This window comes from Parageobacillus thermantarcticus (assembly GCF_900111865.1).
Classification (GTDB): Bacteria; Bacillota; Bacilli; order Bacillales; family Anoxybacillaceae; genus Parageobacillus; species Parageobacillus thermantarcticus.
Window position 1 is genome coordinate 54,385 of record NZ_FOJS01000007.1, and the last position, 14,998, is coordinate 69,382.

The 14,998-nt window shown below is 45.3% G+C and carries 17 protein-coding genes; all 17 read right to left on the reverse strand.

The window, feature by feature from the left end:
• Positions 1–20 precede the first annotated feature (20 nt).
• A complete protein-coding gene (locus tag BM278_RS06090; protein WP_090948475.1) occupies positions 21–422 on the reverse strand; it encodes a DoxX family protein in 402 nt (133 codons plus the stop codon).
• 219 nt (positions 423–641) lie between these two features.
• A complete protein-coding gene (locus BM278_RS06095) occupies positions 642–1,946 on the reverse strand; it encodes a murein hydrolase activator EnvC family protein (RefSeq protein WP_167359587.1) in 1,305 nt (434 codons plus the stop codon).
• Between the two features lie 34 nt (positions 1,947–1,980).
• Positions 1,981–2,874, reverse strand: a complete 894-nt coding sequence (gene ftsX / locus BM278_RS06100) for a permease-like cell division protein FtsX (RefSeq protein WP_090948476.1) — start codon at positions 2,872–2,874, stop codon at positions 1,981–1,983.
• On the reverse strand, positions 2,864–3,550 hold the full coding sequence (gene ftsE, locus BM278_RS06105) for a cell division ATP-binding protein FtsE (RefSeq protein WP_090948477.1): 687 nt from the start codon (positions 3,548–3,550) through the stop codon (positions 2,864–2,866). Before ftsE ends, ftsX begins: the two co-directional genes overlap by 11 nt.
• Positions 3,551–3,738: 188 nt before the next feature.
• Positions 3,739–4,071: a cytochrome c551 gene (gene cccB / locus BM278_RS06110; protein WP_090948478.1), complete on the reverse strand. Its 333-nt coding sequence runs from the start codon at positions 4,069–4,071 to the stop codon at positions 3,739–3,741.
• Between the two features lie 65 nt (positions 4,072–4,136).
• Positions 4,137–4,997 carry a YitT family protein gene (locus BM278_RS06115; RefSeq protein WP_013876236.1) on the reverse strand — a complete coding sequence of 287 codons (861 nt, stop codon included), beginning with the start codon at positions 4,995–4,997 and terminating at the stop codon, positions 4,137–4,139.
• 375 nt (positions 4,998–5,372) lie between these two features.
• Positions 5,373–6,474, reverse strand: a protein-coding gene (prfB, locus tag BM278_RS06120) for a peptide chain release factor 2 (protein WP_143093425.1) whose coding sequence is annotated in 2 segments (ribosomal slippage) — positions 5,373–6,401 and positions 6,403–6,474 — 1,101 coding nt in all. Because the reading frame shifts where the segments join, the coding sequence is not laid out codon by codon here.
• 115 nt (positions 6,475–6,589) lie between these two features.
• The gene (secA, locus tag BM278_RS06125) at positions 6,590–9,103 is read right to left on the reverse strand and encodes a preprotein translocase subunit SecA (protein WP_090948479.1); all 2,514 of its coding nucleotides are present in this window, start codon (positions 9,101–9,103) and stop codon (positions 6,590–6,592) included.
• A 219-nt stretch (positions 9,104–9,322) separates the two neighbouring features.
• On the reverse strand, positions 9,323–9,922 hold the full coding sequence (locus BM278_RS06130) for a hypothetical protein (protein ID WP_090948480.1): 600 nt from the start codon (positions 9,920–9,922) through the stop codon (positions 9,323–9,325).
• A gap of 62 nt (positions 9,923–9,984) precedes the next feature.
• On the reverse strand, positions 9,985–10,536 hold the full coding sequence (gene hpf / locus BM278_RS06135) for a ribosome hibernation-promoting factor, HPF/YfiA family (RefSeq protein WP_090948481.1): 552 nt from the start codon (positions 10,534–10,536) through the stop codon (positions 9,985–9,987).
• Between the two features lie 292 nt (positions 10,537–10,828).
• A complete protein-coding gene (locus BM278_RS06140; RefSeq protein ID WP_090948482.1) occupies positions 10,829–11,215 on the reverse strand; it encodes a DUF8042 domain-containing protein in 387 nt (128 codons plus the stop codon).
• A 12-nt stretch (positions 11,216–11,227) separates the two neighbouring features.
• A complete protein-coding gene (gene fliT / locus BM278_RS06145; protein WP_090948483.1) occupies positions 11,228–11,581 on the reverse strand; it encodes a flagellar protein FliT in 354 nt (117 codons plus the stop codon).
• Positions 11,581–11,982 (reverse strand): flagellar export chaperone FliS, encoded by a 402-nt coding sequence (gene fliS, locus BM278_RS06150; protein ID WP_090948484.1) that lies wholly within the window; start codon positions 11,980–11,982, stop codon positions 11,581–11,583. The genes fliT and fliS overlap by 1 nt, the downstream gene beginning before the upstream one ends.
• 22 nt (positions 11,983–12,004) lie before the next feature.
• Positions 12,005–13,498 carry a flagellar hook-associated protein 2 gene (locus BM278_RS06155; RefSeq protein WP_090948485.1) on the reverse strand — a complete coding sequence of 498 codons (1,494 nt, stop codon included), beginning with the start codon at positions 13,496–13,498 and terminating at the stop codon, positions 12,005–12,007.
• A gap of 15 nt (positions 13,499–13,513) precedes the next feature.
• Positions 13,514–13,879 carry a flagellar protein FlaG gene (flaG, locus tag BM278_RS06160; RefSeq protein ID WP_090948486.1) on the reverse strand — a complete coding sequence of 122 codons (366 nt, stop codon included), beginning with the start codon at positions 13,877–13,879 and terminating at the stop codon, positions 13,514–13,516.
• A gap of 215 nt (positions 13,880–14,094) precedes the next feature.
• Positions 14,095–14,481 carry a pepsin/retropepsin-like aspartic protease family protein gene (locus BM278_RS06165; RefSeq protein WP_090948487.1) on the reverse strand — a complete coding sequence of 129 codons (387 nt, stop codon included), beginning with the start codon at positions 14,479–14,481 and terminating at the stop codon, positions 14,095–14,097.
• On the reverse strand, positions 14,478–14,738 hold the full coding sequence (locus BM278_RS06170; protein ID WP_090948488.1) for a hypothetical protein: 261 nt from the start codon (positions 14,736–14,738) through the stop codon (positions 14,478–14,480). Before BM278_RS06170 ends, BM278_RS06165 begins: the two co-directional genes overlap by 4 nt.
• Between the last annotated feature and the right edge of the window lie 260 nt (positions 14,739–14,998).

A 14,998-nucleotide genomic window follows, 5' to 3' on the forward strand; every position in this document is an offset into this window, starting at 1 on the left:
CTCTCCTCTTTATGTTAAGTTTACCCAAAAATAACCGCATCAAGTGCATACTGTCCCGGACCGATGAGCGCCACCCCAATGGCAACGATGATGATTGCAAGGTTGTACTCATATCCGTTTTGCGTCGCCCAATATCCATTTGGCCCATGCACTTTCGCGATTGCTACGATCATCGACACAACCATCAATAAAGCAGCAAGCGGAGTCCATAAACCAACGGCAAATAAAATGCCGCCGACTAGTTCACTCACCCCCGCGGCAATCGCCATCGCCTTTCCTGGTTTTAATCCAATTGACTCCATCCAGCCGGCCGTGCCCTTAAGTCCGGGCCCGCCAAACCAGCCGAACAATTTTTGGGCGCCATGCCCCGCGAATGTAAGTCCAAAAACTAAACGGATTAATAACAATCCGATGCTTGCCATCACTAACACACTCCTTTTGTCATTATCTTTATTTCATAAATCTCGAATTCAAGATAAAAGTATAAAACTATCATCCGGATCTGTCAACCAAAAATGATTGCCCCCGATTAAAAATAGATTTCATTCACCGGACTGCAAACGGAATTTTATGCACGGCTTTGCGATCCGTCCAACATACAGGCAAAAAACCGAGCAGTGCCTCACTGCTCGGTTTCACATTTAAAAATTAATATAATCCAGCGGATTTACCGCATTGGATTTTGCCGGATTCCATTGGCCGCGATGCAGTTCGAAGTGAAGGTGAGGCCCTGTCGAGCGGCCTGTGTTGCCCATATAGCCGATGATTTGTCCTTTGCGAACCGTTTGTCCTTCACCGGCAAGACGCGCTTCAAGATGAGCGTATACCGTTGTGTATACTTGTCCATTAATCATATGAGTGATAAAAATGACGTTTCCATAGCTGCTCGAATAATACGAACGGAACACATACCCGTCCGCTACCGCAACAACAGGAACGACGGCACCTCGTTTGCCAATATCGATTCCCGGATGAAAATCACTTCCGCCAAAACGGTAACCGAATCCCGATGTAATCGGGCCATTCGCCGGTCTCATAAACGCACCGCTTGTAACAGCCGGAACGTTCGATGCGCCTCGAGAACTAGACGAGCCTCCGCTATAATTGTCGCTACTTCCGTATGAATATGTATGCGCTTGGCGTTTTGCTTCCTCTTCCGCCCGTTTTTTCTCCATCAGCTGTTGAAGCTGATATTTTACAGCCGCTTCCTGTTTTCTCAACAATTCCTGTTCTTCCGCAAGCGCCATTTTCATTTCATGATGTTCTTGCTCTTTTTGTTTCAAATTCGCCATTAATTGATTCTTTTTGTTGATTTGCTCATTTAATTTTTGTTTAAGCTGCTCTAGTTCTTTCAAATCAGCTTGGAGATTATTTAGTTTATCGGTAAGTTCCTTTTCTTTTTTCTCTTTCAACGCTTTATCGGCCTGTTGTTCGCGGATAATTTGCTTGTCCGCCTCAAAAATGGTTGTCACTGCGCTGATGCGGTCAATGAAATCGCTGAAGCTTTGCGACCCAAGCAACACTTCAAGATAGCTGATCACTCCGCCGCTTTCTTGCAGCGAGCGAACGCGTTCTTTTAAAATCTCGTTCCGCTTTTCGATGCGTTCTTGCACTTCAGCGATTTCGCGCTTCAATGTTTCAATATCTTGTTCTGTTTTTTGAATGTCCGCCGACAAATTGCGGATTTTTCCGCTCGTCTCTTCCACCGCTAAATCAAGCTTTTTAATCTCGGAAGAGAGCGCTTTTTGCTGTGTTTGCAATCTTTGAATTTGTTGATCAGCGTTGTTTATTTTACTTTGAACCGCAGACTGTTTGGAGCGAATGTCGTTAATCGCATCCTGTTTTTCTTGAATTTCTCTGTCGCTTACCGCATTTGCCAAATGCGGAAAAACGCTAATGCCTAACGCCGTCACCGCAGCAAGCGCCATCGCTTTCCTTCTTTTCATCAATACATTCTCCTCTCTCCCATTGTTTTTTCTATTAAACTTTTAAAAATCTGCGGACAGACATCATGCTTCCCCAAACGCCGATGCACGCTCCAAAAAGCAGCAAAATCAAGCTGATTTGCCACATAAACGGATTAAACGGTAGAAGTTCTATAAACGGAACCGTAATTTTTGGCTCCAAAAATTTGTAAATGTTATAATAAACGACCAAGATCGAAACAATCGGAAAAATCGCGCCAATGACGCCTAGCCACAATCCTTCCAAAAAGAACGGCCAACGAATAAATCCGTTCGTCGCTCCTACTAATCTCATAATCTCAATCTCGCGCCGCCGCGCAAAAATTGTAATTTTAATCGTATTCGAGATTAAAAACATCGCCGTGAACAACAGGCCGATAATCAGCACAATCCCGATGTTTCTCGCCACTTTCAACGTGCTGAACAACTTTTCTACTTGACCTTGGCCGTAGTTCACTTTGTGCACAAATTGGAACTTTTCAATTTGTTTGGCCACTTTGATCGTATCTGTCGGTTTTTCCGTCTTGACGACATACACGTCGCTTAGCGGATTATCTTGCTCAAACAAACGGAACGAAGAACCTTCTTCTCCGAAACTTTTAATTAAATTTTTCAATTCTTGTTCTTTCGAAGAATAGCGTATTTCCTTCACTTCAGGAATTGCTTCAATCTGCGCGCGAAGCGCTTGTTTATCTTGCTCGTTCGCCGTCACATCAATATGAACGCGAATTTCAACATCGTTTTCGATCTTTTTCGCGAAATGGTTCATATTAAACATGACGACTAAAAACACGCCGACTAGTAGCAACGTAACGGTCACCGCACTGATGGAAGCAAACGTCATCCATCCGTTTCTGCCAAGACTTTTCACGCTTTCCCGCATGTGGCGCTTTAGGGTGTTAAGCCTCATAGCCGTATTCTCCCTTCGCCTCATCACGGACGATTTTCCCGTTTTCCATTGCGATGACGCGCCGCCTAATCGTATTCACAATTTCACGATTATGTGTCGCCATCACAATTGTTGTGCCGCGATTATTAATTTTTTCAAACAATTCCATAATTCCCCATGATGTTTCCGGATCTAAATTTCCCGTCGGTTCATCAGCGATAACAATTTTCGGAGAGTTTACAATCGAGCGAGCGATCGAGACACGCTGCTGCTCCCCTCCGGAAAGTTCATCCGGATATGAGCGCACTTTATGCTTTAGACCGACTAATTCGAGCACTTCCATCACTTTGTTGCGAATCACTTTTGGCGATTCTTCAATTACTTCCAAAGCAAACGCTACATTTTCATATACCGTTAGCTTAGGAAGCAATTTGAAGTCTTGAAAGACGACCCCGATATGGCGGCGCAATAATGGAACTTTGCTGTCTCTTAATTTTGCGAGATTTACGCCGTTAATCATAATCGTGCCGCTTGTCGGCTTTTCTTCACGGTATATCATTTTCACAAGCGTCGATTTTCCCGCGCCGCTTGGTCCAACGACATACACGAATTCTCCTTGCTTGATGCGGACGTTCACCCCGTTCAGCGCTACTACGCCGTTCGGATACGTCTTGTATACATCTTGCATTTCAATCATGCTTAATCACCTAATCTCGTTTTCTTAGTTGTTATGACTCGAGCCGTTTCGTCTTATTTCGAATCGATCATACAAAATTCCGCAAAGTTTATTATAACATTATCTTTTAAACTTTAATTTTACATTTATATTTCAAAAACATTACATAGAAAAAATCCGGTCCTTGTAAGGTACCGGATTGACAATGATTATTTTTTGGACGCAAGCCATTCCGCCACTTTGTCGGCGTCTTCTCCTTTGATAATGCCAGGCGGCATGCTGCCGCGCCCGTTCTCGATAATTTTTTTAATTTCATCTTTCGAATATTTGCTTCCAACCTTTTGCAAGTTTGGTCCTGCACCGCCTGATAAATCTTTTCCGTGACAAGAAGAACAGTTTTGTTGGAAGATTTGCTCTGCTGCTGCGGCAGTATCCCCTCCGCCATTATTCCCATTGTTGTTATCAGACGCATTGTTGCCGCCACCACAGGCCGCAAGCGCTAACGAAGCACCAAGAAACACAGTGGCAAGTTTCCATTTCATAAACGAACTCCCCCTACTTACTTAGATGATTACGTTCATTGTTATTATAACCGATTTTACAAAAATTACGTGCGCTTAAATCCTTCCCCGAGCACTTCGGCGGCGTTCATCACAATGACAAACGCTGATGGATCAATGGTTTTCACCAATTGTTTCAATTTTGTGAACTCCGCTTGCTGCACCACACACATCAACACCGGGCGTTCATGGTCGGTATAGCCGCCATACCCCGACAGCCTTGTGACGCCGCGGTCAATTTCATGCAAAATCGCGCGGCGCACTTTTTCTTCCTCATTGGTAATAATCATCGCCATTTTTGAGCTGCCGAGCCCGACTTGCACTAAATCGATCGTTTTGCTTGTCACATAAAGGCCGATGAGCGCATACAGCGCTTGTTCAATATCAAAGACAAACGCTGCAGTTGATACGATAAGCCCGTCGATCAACACCACGCACATGCCGAGGGACAATCCGGTGTATTTATGAATGATTTGCGCCGCCAAATCGGTCCCGCCTGTTGACGCTTTGCCGCGAAACACAATGCCGAGGCCAAGCCCGACGCCAATGCCGCCAAACAGCGAACCAAGCAGCGGGTCACGGGTGGCTGGTTCAACATCTTTCGTCAAATAGACAACAAGCGGCAAAAACAATGTGCCGACAAGCGTCTTCACCCCAAATTGCCTGCCAAGCAAAACAACTCCGGCAACGAACAAAGGAATGTTGAGCGCCCATTGCACATAGGCAGGCTGCCAGCCGAACACCGCATGGGCGATCGTGCTGATTCCGCTGACACCGCCGGAGGCGACGCGGTTTGGCAATAAAAAAAGATTAAACGCCACGGCGACTATCGCCGAACCAATCAATATGCACAAATATTCTATGACAAGTTCCGTTTTCGGATGCAATAGCCGATTTTTTCTTCTCATTCGTCCGACCTCCTATGAGAGTATAGCACGCCCATTTTCGTAAGTAAATGGCATCTGATTAAAGCAGCAGCGCAGTAAAGCCTGCTTGCGCAAAAAAGGCGCGTCGTCCGCGAAAACAAACCGCCCTTGCCGGCAAGTCAGTTCATCCAAAATTAAGTCCGGGACTTGGCGTAAAACAAAACGCCTAAAGCGACCTTACGTTCCACGGGTTTCAGGGCGCTAGACTGAAAGAAAATGAGGACTTGCCAAAAAAAGAAGGGCGCCCCAAAAGTGATGGGACACCCTTCTGTGCTACTTGTATATACGAATCGAACAATGTGCGAAAACCTACATATTCCGCTTATGGTCAAACAATCTTTCAAGCTAGTCTCTTTTTTATTTTAGTTTGGAACGCAAGTATGCGTCGATAAATATGTCGATTTCACCATCCATCACAGCTTGTACGTTTCCGACTTCGACGTTCGTGCGATGGTCTTTGACGAGCGAATAAGGATGGAAAACATACGAACGGATTTGGTTCCCCCAGCCGATTTCTTTTTGCTCGCCGCGAATTTCGGCAAGCTCGGCTTGCTGTTCTTCCAATTTCTTTTGATAAAGCTTCGCCTTTAACATGTTCATCGCTTTTTCGCGGTTTTTAATTTGCGAACGTTCCGATTGGCACGTCACGACAATGCCGGTCGGAATGTGGGTGATGCGCACGGCGGAGTCCGTCGTGTTGACGTGCTGCCCTCCGGCGCCGCTGGAACGGTACGTATCAATTCTGATCTCTTCCGGACGGATTTCAATTTCAATGTCATCGTTCATCTCTGGAATCACTTCGCAAGAGACGAACGACGTATGACGGCGGCCGGACGCGTCGAACGGAGAAATCCGGACAAGGCGGTGCACGCCTTTCTCCGATTTTAAATAGCCGTACGCGTTATGCCCTTTAATAAGAAGCGTGACGCTTTTAATCCCCGCTTCTTCGCCAGGCAAATAGTCCAGCGTCTCCACTTTAAATCCTTTTTTCTCCGCCCAGCGCGTATACATCCGCAAAAGCATCGAACCCCAGTCTTGCGACTCGGTGCCGCCCGCGCCAGGATGGAGCTCTAAAATCGCATTGTTTTTATCGTACGGCTCATTCAAGAGAAGCTGAAGCTCAAACTCGCTAAAATCTTTCGCAAGTTTTTTCGCTTCTGTCACCAGCTCTTTTTGCAAGTCTTCATCCGGTTCTTCTTTCACCAATTCGTACGTCACTTCTAAGTTTTCGTACCGCTCCTCGAGCGATTGAAATTCGCTGACTAAGTCTTTTAATTCATTCGCCTCGGTAATGACGGTTTGCGCTGCTTTTTGATCATCCCAAAAGTTCGGCGCCGCCATTTGTTCTTCTAGCTCGCGAATGCGCGCTTGCTTTGCTTCGAGGTCAAAGAGACCCCCTTATTTCCGCTAATCGCTTAGCCATTTTTTCGAGTTCCTGCTTTATTTCGATCAAGTCGATCATGATGCTTCACCTCGTTACTCATTGTACTGGATTTTCAAAGTGAGAATCAATGGGCGCTAAGGCCTTTTCGCGCAAACAAAGCGAGGGGAAATCCCCCGCTTCGCCGCAACCGTTACGCATTCTTGCCGCAACAATGTTTATACTTCTTGCCGCTTCCGCAAATGCAAGGATCGTTGCGGCCGATGCGCACTTTTTTCCGGTACGGTTTCCGCTTCGTTTCCCCTTCTCCTTCTTTCGGATGAACCGCTTCGCCTTTCGCCACTTCTTGGCGTTCGAGATTGCTATGGATTTCTGCTTTCATAATATATTTGGCCACTTCTTCTTCAATGGAAGCGATCATGTTTTCAAACATCGCGTATCCTTCCATTTGGTACTCGCGAAGCGGATCGATTTGTCCGTACGCGCGCAAATGGATGCCTTGGCGCAGTTGCTCCATCGCGTCGATATGGTCCATCCATTTCATATCGACGGCGCGCAGAACGATGACGCGTTCAAATTCGCGCATTTGCTCCGGCGGAATTTGCTGTTCTTTTTCGTCATAGCGCGCTTTCACTTTTTCCCAAATCAACTCGATCATTTCTTCCGGCTCTTTGCCGCGCAAATCGTTAACAGTTACATCGCCTTCCGGCAACAAATTCGCGTTAAGGTAATCGACAATTCCTTTTAAATTCCATTCTTCTGGAAGTTCCTCTTTCGGCGTATAAGTATTGACGACGCGCTCAATGACCGATTGCAGCATTTTTTCAATAATGTCGCGAAGGTTCTCGGCATCGAGCACTTCATAGCGCTGGCGGTAAATGATTTCGCGCTGCTCGCGCAACACGTCGTCGTATTGAAGCAGCTGCTTGCGAGCATCGAAGTTGTTGCCTTCAACCCGTTTTTGCGCCGACTCGACCGCTTTGGTGACCATTTTGCTTTGGATCGGCTGCGAATCATCCATGCCCAGCCGGTCCATCATCGCCATTAAACTTTCCGAACCGAAACGACGCATCAATTCATCTTCGAGCGACAAGTAAAATTGCGAAACACCCGGGTCGCCCTGACGCCCCGCGCGGCCGCGCAACTGGTTGTCAATGCGGCGGCTTTCATGGCGCTCCGTGCCGATGACCGCCAAGCCGCCAAGCTCTTTCACACCTTCGCCAAGCTTAATGTCCGTGCCGCGTCCGGCCATGTTTGTCGCGATCGTCACGGCGCCTTTTTGGCCGGCTTGGGCGATGATTTCCGCTTCTTTCGCGTGGTTTTTCGCATTTAATACATTATGCGGAATGCCGCGTTTTTTCAACATGTTTGAAAGCAGTTCCGACGTTTCAATCGACACCGTCCCGACAAGCACCGGCTGCCCTTTCGCATGGCGCTGTGCGATATCTTCCACCACGGCGCGGAATTTTCCTTCCATCGTCCGGAAAATCAAATCCGGGCGGTCTTCACGAATGACCGGTTTGTTTGTTGGAATGACGACGACTTGCATGTTATAAATGTTGCGGAACTCTTCTTCTTCCGTTTTCGCCGTTCCTGTCATTCCCGCCAATTTTTCATACATGCGGAAATAGTTTTGGAACGTGATCGTCGCAAGCGTCATCGATTCGTTTTGAATTTCCAGCCCTTCTTTCGCCTCGATCGCTTGATGCAGCCCATCACTATAGCGACGCCCTCTCATCAAGCGGCCGGTAAACGGGTCGACGATGACGACTTTTCCGTCTTCGACGACGTAATCGACATCGCGGTGCATCGCCACATGCGCTTTAAGCGCCAGATTAATATGATGGTTCAGCGTTACATGCTTTAAGTCGAATAAGTTGTCGATTCCAAACGCTTTTTCTGCTTTTGTAATCCCTTCTTCAGTCAGCTGCACGCTTTTCGTTTTCTCATCGTACGTGTAATCGACGTCTTTTTTCAACGTGCGCACAAACGCGTTCGCCTGAATATACAACTTCGTCGATTTTTGCGCAGTACCCGAAATGATGAGCGGCGTCCGCGCTTCGTCAATCAAAATCGAGTCCACTTCGTCAATGATCGCATAATGAAGCGGGCGCTGCACGATATGCTCTTTATAAAGCACCATATTATCGCGCAAATAGTCAAAGCCGAACTCGTTGTTCGTTCCGTACGTAATATCGGCATTATACGCCGCCTGCTTCTCTTCGCGCGACATGCCGCTTAAGTTCAAGCCGACACTTAATCCCAAAAACTCGTACAACTTGCCCATTTCCGTCGCGTCGCGGGTCGCCAAATATTCGTTGACCGTCACGACGTGCACGCCTCTTCCAGTTAAGGCGTTTAAATAAACAGGCATCGTCGCCGTTAACGTTTTTCCTTCCCCTGTTTTCATTTCGGCGATATTTCCTTCATGAAGGACGACGCCGCCCATAATTTGCACTTTATATGGATATAATCCAAGGACGCGCTTTGCCCCTTCGCGAACGACGGCAAACGCTTCAACCAACAAATCGTCAAGCGATTCGCCTTGTTGGTAGCGCGCTTTAAATTCCTCCGTCTTTTGACGCAACTCATCATCCGAAAGCTTTGCCATCTCCGGGCCAAGCGCATCGACTTGGTCAGCGATCTTTTCTAAACGGCTAAGCTGGCGTTTGTTTGGATCAAACACCTTTTTCAATACTCCAAGCATAGAAAACGCTCCTTATTCAATAGAATCACTAATTTACATAATATCACGTACGCGGATGGGTGACAACTAAGACGCGGTAAGGGGCGAGGAGGAAAGATGGAAAAGGATAGACTTTTATAGCTGGGGCAACTTCATTGTCAACTTCCAGTTCAGCGAATGGAAGTCTCCGGAAAAAAGAAAAACGCTTTGTACGCTTCTTTTTATTTCCAGCACTCATCATCATTCTTGGGATTGGATTTGTTCAATAGCTCCTTCCACATGCAAAAGGCGTTTGTTGAGCGCGTATATTTGAAATCCTTTTTCTTCTACTTTCTTATCTATATTTTTCAACAAGGCATGCACATCGTCAGCGACTTGATTTTCCAGACGAAATAAAGCTTCTTTCACCTCGCATAATTCCCGTTCCACCCGTTCAAGCCGCCCTTTCACATTCGCCATCTCATTTTCAAGACGATCAAGACGGCCGTTTACCGCTTCCATCTCTTTCTCCAGACGTTCTAACCGAGCTTCCATTGTTGCGAGCCGAACTTCGATTGTTGCGAAACGTTTTTCCATTTGAACGAAGCGCTCATCAACCTGTGCAAAGCGTTTGTTCATTTCAGCAAAACGTTCATCAACTTGTGCAAAACGTTTATCAATCTGCTTAAAACGTTGGTCAATTTCCTCAAAACGTTTATCTATTTGTTCAAAACGCTGGTCAATCTGTTCAAAACGTTTATCCATTTGCTCAAAACGACTGCGAACTTCTAATTGAAATTGTCCAACATTCGTTTCGATCTTGTCCAACTTTACTAAAATCTGTTGTAAAAGAGCCTCCATCGTTTTTCCACTCCTTCTTTAACATTATAACATCCCCCGCCGGCGCTGGCAGGGGATGAATGTCAGTTTGCTTCAATTAAGCCATATTTTCCATCTTTGCGGCGATACACGATGTTCGTACGGTTCGTTTCCGCGTTCGTAAAGATGAAGAAATTATGGCCAAGCAAGTTCATTTGCAAAATCGCCTCTTCGCTGTCCATCGGTTTCAAGCTGAAATGTTTCGTGCGGACAATTTCAAATTCTTCTTCCTCATTTTCCTCCGCCGGAGCGTTAGTTTGCACGGCAAGCACTTGTTTTGCCTCTTTATCGCGGTCGCGCAATTTGCGGTTGACTTTCGTTTTATGCTTGCGAATTTGTCTTTCCAATTTATCCGCTACTAAATCAATGGCTGCATACATGTCGTCATGGCGTTCTTCCGCGCGCAACAGCAATTGCGGCATCGGGATCGTCACTTCGATTTTCCCTTGTTTATCGTTGTATACTTTTAAATTGACGTGAACATGGACATCTTCCGTGTTTTCAAAATATCTTTCCAATTTTCCGATTTTTTTCTCAACATACTTACGCAATGCTGGAGTTACTTCAATGTTTTCCCCGCGAATGTTATAGATCATCGCTGACCACTCCTTTATCAAGGGTATGTATATTATATTCAACAATATCAAACAAAATCCTCCTTCAATCGGGAAAGGGTTTTTGAAAATTTTGTGAAGCGCAAACAGTTTCTCGTTTTTATTTACTACTTATAATGTTAAAACATAGGGAAAATTACTCATCGCGTTTAGCCTTTATCGTTAACAAATATGCCAGCACCGCATGGCAGGGTTGTCCGGCTCCCCCGCCAATACCGCAACAACCGATTTGCGCGAAAAAACACCAAGCCCCGCATCATGGGGCCTGGTGTTTTCATTGTTCCACATATCGTTTTAACAATCGGGTGACGGACAGCTTCCACGCTTGAAACGCAGGGGAAAGATGCTGCTTGACAATACGCTGCTTCATGTTCGTATCGCTGAAATTTCCATCCAATTTATACGCCTCTTCCAGCACATCAGAAAACAGCCGCAAGCCATTGACAATATCCGGCTCTTCGGCGAACAGCTGGCATAAATGTGCGTTCGTTTTGCTAATCTGTGCAAATGCCATAAAAATATCCGCAAGCACGGCATCCCCTTGCGTCCGCTCATAATTAACAAAACTTTCTTCGACATACGCAAACCCTTCCTCGACTGTACCAAGAAGCTCCACGTATTTTTGTACCATTTCGATTTGCGGAGCCGTTAACACGACCATATCTATCACAACCTATCGTTTTTTATCGTAAAACATCCCGTCCATGGCTAAAGGCTGCTCATACGGATTGATGTAATGGTTATTCGCTATTTTCTTCTGGCGCATCATTGTCAAATCGCGCTGAATTTGCTGCTTCAGCTCCCGCAATTGTTGTTCAATCTCCTGATTCCAAAGCACAATTTGCCGGCCAAGCCGCTTTTCTTCCTCGCTAAACGGCGGACAGAGCTCCCGTAACAGTTCTTCCCTTTGTTCAAGCAGCCGTTCGATCGCTGTGATCGTTTCCTCGCGCTTTTCCGCCGGAACAGGCGCGCACACAACATCCCGCAGCTCTTTTGTCATTTGAAATAACGCGGTGACAACGCTCATTACGCCTGCCCGCCTTGCGCATACTGCCGCTGCCGGTTGATTTGAATGACCTGCTTCCACGTATCGCGGAACTCGGTCACATATCCTTCCACTTCATCCAAAATCGTCGCATCGTTTTTCACATTTGCCTCGACAAGCCGGCGGTAAATGTAATCGTACATGAGCATCATCGATTTCGCCACGTCATATTCCATATTGAGCGTGACCATCAGCTCTTGAATGATGTTTTGTGCTTTGATCAAGTTTTCGTTCCGCGCGGGAACATTGTTTTCTTCGATCGCCTTGCGCGCCAGCTTAATAAACTTTAAGCAGCCGTTATACAGCATCAGCGTCAGCTCGCCCGGCGACGCCGTCTGCACCGCGTTCGTTTGGTAGTTTTGATATGGGTTGTTCGTTGCCATTTATCTCACTCCTTTGCCTGTTCTATTGAGAGCCGCCGAAAAAGGCGTTCATTAAATACATGCTTTGCTCGTTTGCCCGCTGAATCGCCTTTTCCATCGCCGTAAACTGCCGCCAATAGCGGTCCTCGATTTGTTTGAGACGGTCTTCAAAACGATCGATCTGCTCGTTAATTTGGATTAAATCGCGGCCGATCGCAAACTGATGGTTTGTCCAAACTGTTTTTCCTGCCTTCTGCTCGACTTTGCCGATTGTATCTTTAATCGTATCCCTTAATCGGCGGGCAATGCCTTTTTCTGAGTAATTCGTGCTGTCGTTATTAAACAAACGATAAATCGCATCGGGATTTTCTTGAATTTTCCTGCGAAGCTTCGTTTCGTCAATCATCAGTTTACCACCATCTAGATAGTTAGACGAAGTGGTAATGCCGATTTCCGCAAGCTGCGAGAACCCGCTCACAACTCCTTGCACACTCGTATAAAGGTCCATTCGCATCTTGCTTAAACCGCTCGATAAAATCGAATCGCCGCGAAGAAGGCCGCTTTTCGCTTTTTCCTCCCAAAGCTCAATTTGCTTTTCTGTCATCGATTCTTTTTGCTCGTCGGTAAGCGGCGGATAATTGCGGTAGCGTTCTTCTTTCAGCTTGGCGTTAATTTTATCGATGACTTCGTTGTATTTATCGACGAAACCTTTAATAGCGTTAAATATTGCGTCGACATCAGTAGACGTCGTAACCGTGGCCGTTCCTAAACTTTTGACCGTATACGTCACGCCGTTAATCGTAAACGTGTTCGATGATCGGGTCGTCTCAAGACCATTAATCGTCACGACTGCGTCTTTTCCTGCTGTCTTGCCGCTCAACTCCTGTCCAGCGCTTGTGTTAGTAAAACCAAGCTGGACAAAAAAGTCGACCGTCGCCTGATCGGCCAGCTTGATACTTGCCTGTGCCCCCGTCTCTTTTTTCATGATTGAAATCCGCCCAGTCTGTTCATCATAAAATGCGCTAACTCCTAAATTCGGATCGCTATTCAACTGGGCGATCACACCATCAAGCGTCGTTCCTTGCTTAATGGTGATCGTCGCTTGTTTCGGACTCCCATCTCCGTTTATCACGTCTAATGTCAACGTCACATCAGCAGTGACCGAAAAACTACTTCTGTCTATCATTTTCGTCGCATCCGACAGCCAAACGGCCGAAGTCGCCACTTGCTCAACTTGGATTGTCGTCGCTACGTTCGCCGCACTCGAACTCGCCGTCGCCGACACGACTGCCTCGTTCGAACTGGTAACTGTCTTTTTCAATATGCTACTTTGTAATATCAAATTATTAAAAATATAGTTATCAAGATCTTGTAACAACGTGTTCATCGAGCGATAATCATCGCGTTGCCATTCAAGAATTTGCTTTTTTTGATACAATTTATCAAGCGGCATCCGCTCCACTTTCATTAAGTCCTTGACGATTTGGTCAATGTCCATGCCGCTTGCCAAACCGCCAATGCGCATGTTGCTTGCCAATTTCACTCACCACCATTAAATTTTTTTATCGACAATTAACCCAACAAATTCCATCATTGCCGCATATATATCCAAAAGCTTTTTTGGAGGAATTTCACGAATGACTTCATTCGTCCGTTCATCAATAATTTGCACGTAATACTCCTTTAATTCGTCATGCAACTCAAACTTGATGGACGTATGGCTTGGCTGCAAAAATTCGTTTAAGCCTTTCACTACCTCTTCCAGCTTTTCTTTCGGGAGATCTTGCTGCGGAGTTTCTGAAGTGCTGGCATAAGGCTGATTCTGCTTTTGCGATTCTATCATGCTGCTTTCCTTTTCGTTGCGAGTATTTTCAAAGAAATAAGAAGGAGAATGGGAAGAGACCCGTTCCACCGTCATCATCGTCCGCTCCTTTGTATAAACACTATCTATGTTTTATATCGGATAAGAATGGGAATTTGTGAAGGGGAAGGAAAAAATAAATTCGGGGATTATGATGCTTTCATTTCACGTGCACAACGCTTGTCAATGTATTAAGGAGAGAACAGCAGAAACTTAAAAACAAATGAAGAATATATGCACAAAACTTTCTTGACAACTCTCAAATATGGATTTTATCCATATTTAATGAGGAAATTTTGAAAATCAATAATCATTCCCGTTCCCTCCATAAAATCTACGCCTAAAATTCCGTCAAAACCATATATTTCTTTAATCATTCCTAATTGCAATAAAAATGACACCAGCTCCTTTCCATCAATTGTGACGTTATTTACTATTTGTTCATAACAAAGCTCGCTGTGTCCACCTACTCCGTACATTCGTTTTGTTCTTCCATTAATAATATCTAATTCTATACCAATTTGTGCGAGTGCATCCGTATCAAAAATGGTCGTAGCGCACCCTGTGTCCAATAACACATCCGTTAAAAGAACAGCTTTTTCACCACGCTTTATTTCAACGGAAACAATAGGCAATCCATTTTCTATTCTTATATTCATACTCTCCCCCGAATTCCTATAAAATATTGTTCTTCTACCTCTATTTCTTCCTTACTTGTATGAAAAATATATAATTCTTTCTCCGGAAAAGTTTTGTGCTGTTGCTTATAACCATTCCATGCATCGGACGCACTATGATACCGATCGATCACTTCCATTTCCTCAATGATCCGTTTGCCATTTTGCGAATAAGCCGAAATAGCCTCCACCAAAACAAATTGATTCGGACATTGCTTACGTAACTCTGACCATTTCATTTGTTTCCCTCCATCTCTTTTTATTCCATTTTATCACTAATCGCCTTTACATATATAAAGCAACAGATGACAGGCAGTATGAGTAAACTTAACGTCAATGCCCAGTTAAAAACAAACTACTCTAAAAACTCCCTGCCTTTTTTCTTTCCCGATTAGGGTTCTGTTCGATATTGAACAAAAATTTTAAACAGTATCCACAAGTAATCAGTAAATTTTCGTACCCCTCCTACCATCTTAAGTACATAACAGGGGAATAAGTT

What these genes read in the sequence shown, in the direction of transcription:
- ftsX (WP_090948476.1), bottom strand. Translation starts at nt 2,874, where the DNA reads ATGAGGCTTAACACCCTAAAGCGCCACATGCGGGAAAGCGTGAAAAGT.
- cccB (WP_090948478.1), bottom strand. Translation starts at nt 4,071, where the DNA reads ATGAAATGGAAACTTGCCACTGTGTTTCTTGGTGCTTCGTTAGCGCTT.
- BM278_RS06090 (WP_090948475.1), bottom strand. Translation starts at nt 422, where the DNA reads ATGGCAAGCATCGGATTGTTATTAATCCGTTTAGTTTTTGGACTTACA.
- BM278_RS06095 (WP_167359587.1), bottom strand. Translation starts at nt 1,946, where the DNA reads ATGAAAAGAAGGAAAGCGATGGCGCTTGCTGCGGTGACGGCGTTAGGC.
- BM278_RS06130 (WP_090948480.1), bottom strand. Translation starts at nt 9,922, where the DNA reads ATGGAGGCTCTTTTACAACAGATTTTAGTAAAGTTGGACAAGATCGAA.
- fliS (WP_090948484.1), bottom strand. Translation starts at nt 11,982, where the DNA reads ATGGCAACGAACAACCCATATCAAAACTACCAAACGAACGCGGTGCAG.
- secA (WP_090948479.1), bottom strand. Translation starts at nt 9,103, where the DNA reads ATGCTTGGAGTATTGAAAAAGGTGTTTGATCCAAACAAACGCCAGCTT.
- BM278_RS06115 (WP_013876236.1), bottom strand. Translation starts at nt 4,997, where the DNA reads ATGAGAAGAAAAAATCGGCTATTGCATCCGAAAACGGAACTTGTCATA.
- BM278_RS06165 (WP_090948487.1), bottom strand. Translation starts at nt 14,481, where the DNA reads ATGAATATAAGAATAGAAAATGGATTGCCTATTGTTTCCGTTGAAATA.
- fliT (WP_090948483.1), bottom strand. Translation starts at nt 11,581, where the DNA reads ATGAGCGTTGTCACCGCGTTATTTCAAATGACAAAAGAGCTGCGGGAT.
- flaG (WP_090948486.1), bottom strand. Translation starts at nt 13,879, where the DNA reads ATGACGGTGGAACGGGTCTCTTCCCATTCTCCTTCTTATTTCTTTGAA.
- hpf (WP_090948481.1), bottom strand. Translation starts at nt 10,536, where the DNA reads ATGATCTATAACATTCGCGGGGAAAACATTGAAGTAACTCCAGCATTG.
- BM278_RS06140 (WP_090948482.1), bottom strand. Translation starts at nt 11,215, where the DNA reads ATGGTCGTGTTAACGGCTCCGCAAATCGAAATGGTACAAAAATACGTG.
- BM278_RS06170 (WP_090948488.1), bottom strand. Translation starts at nt 14,738, where the DNA reads ATGAAATGGTCAGAGTTACGTAAGCAATGTCCGAATCAATTTGTTTTG.
- ftsE (WP_090948477.1), bottom strand. Translation starts at nt 3,550, where the DNA reads ATGATTGAAATGCAAGATGTATACAAGACGTATCCGAACGGCGTAGTA.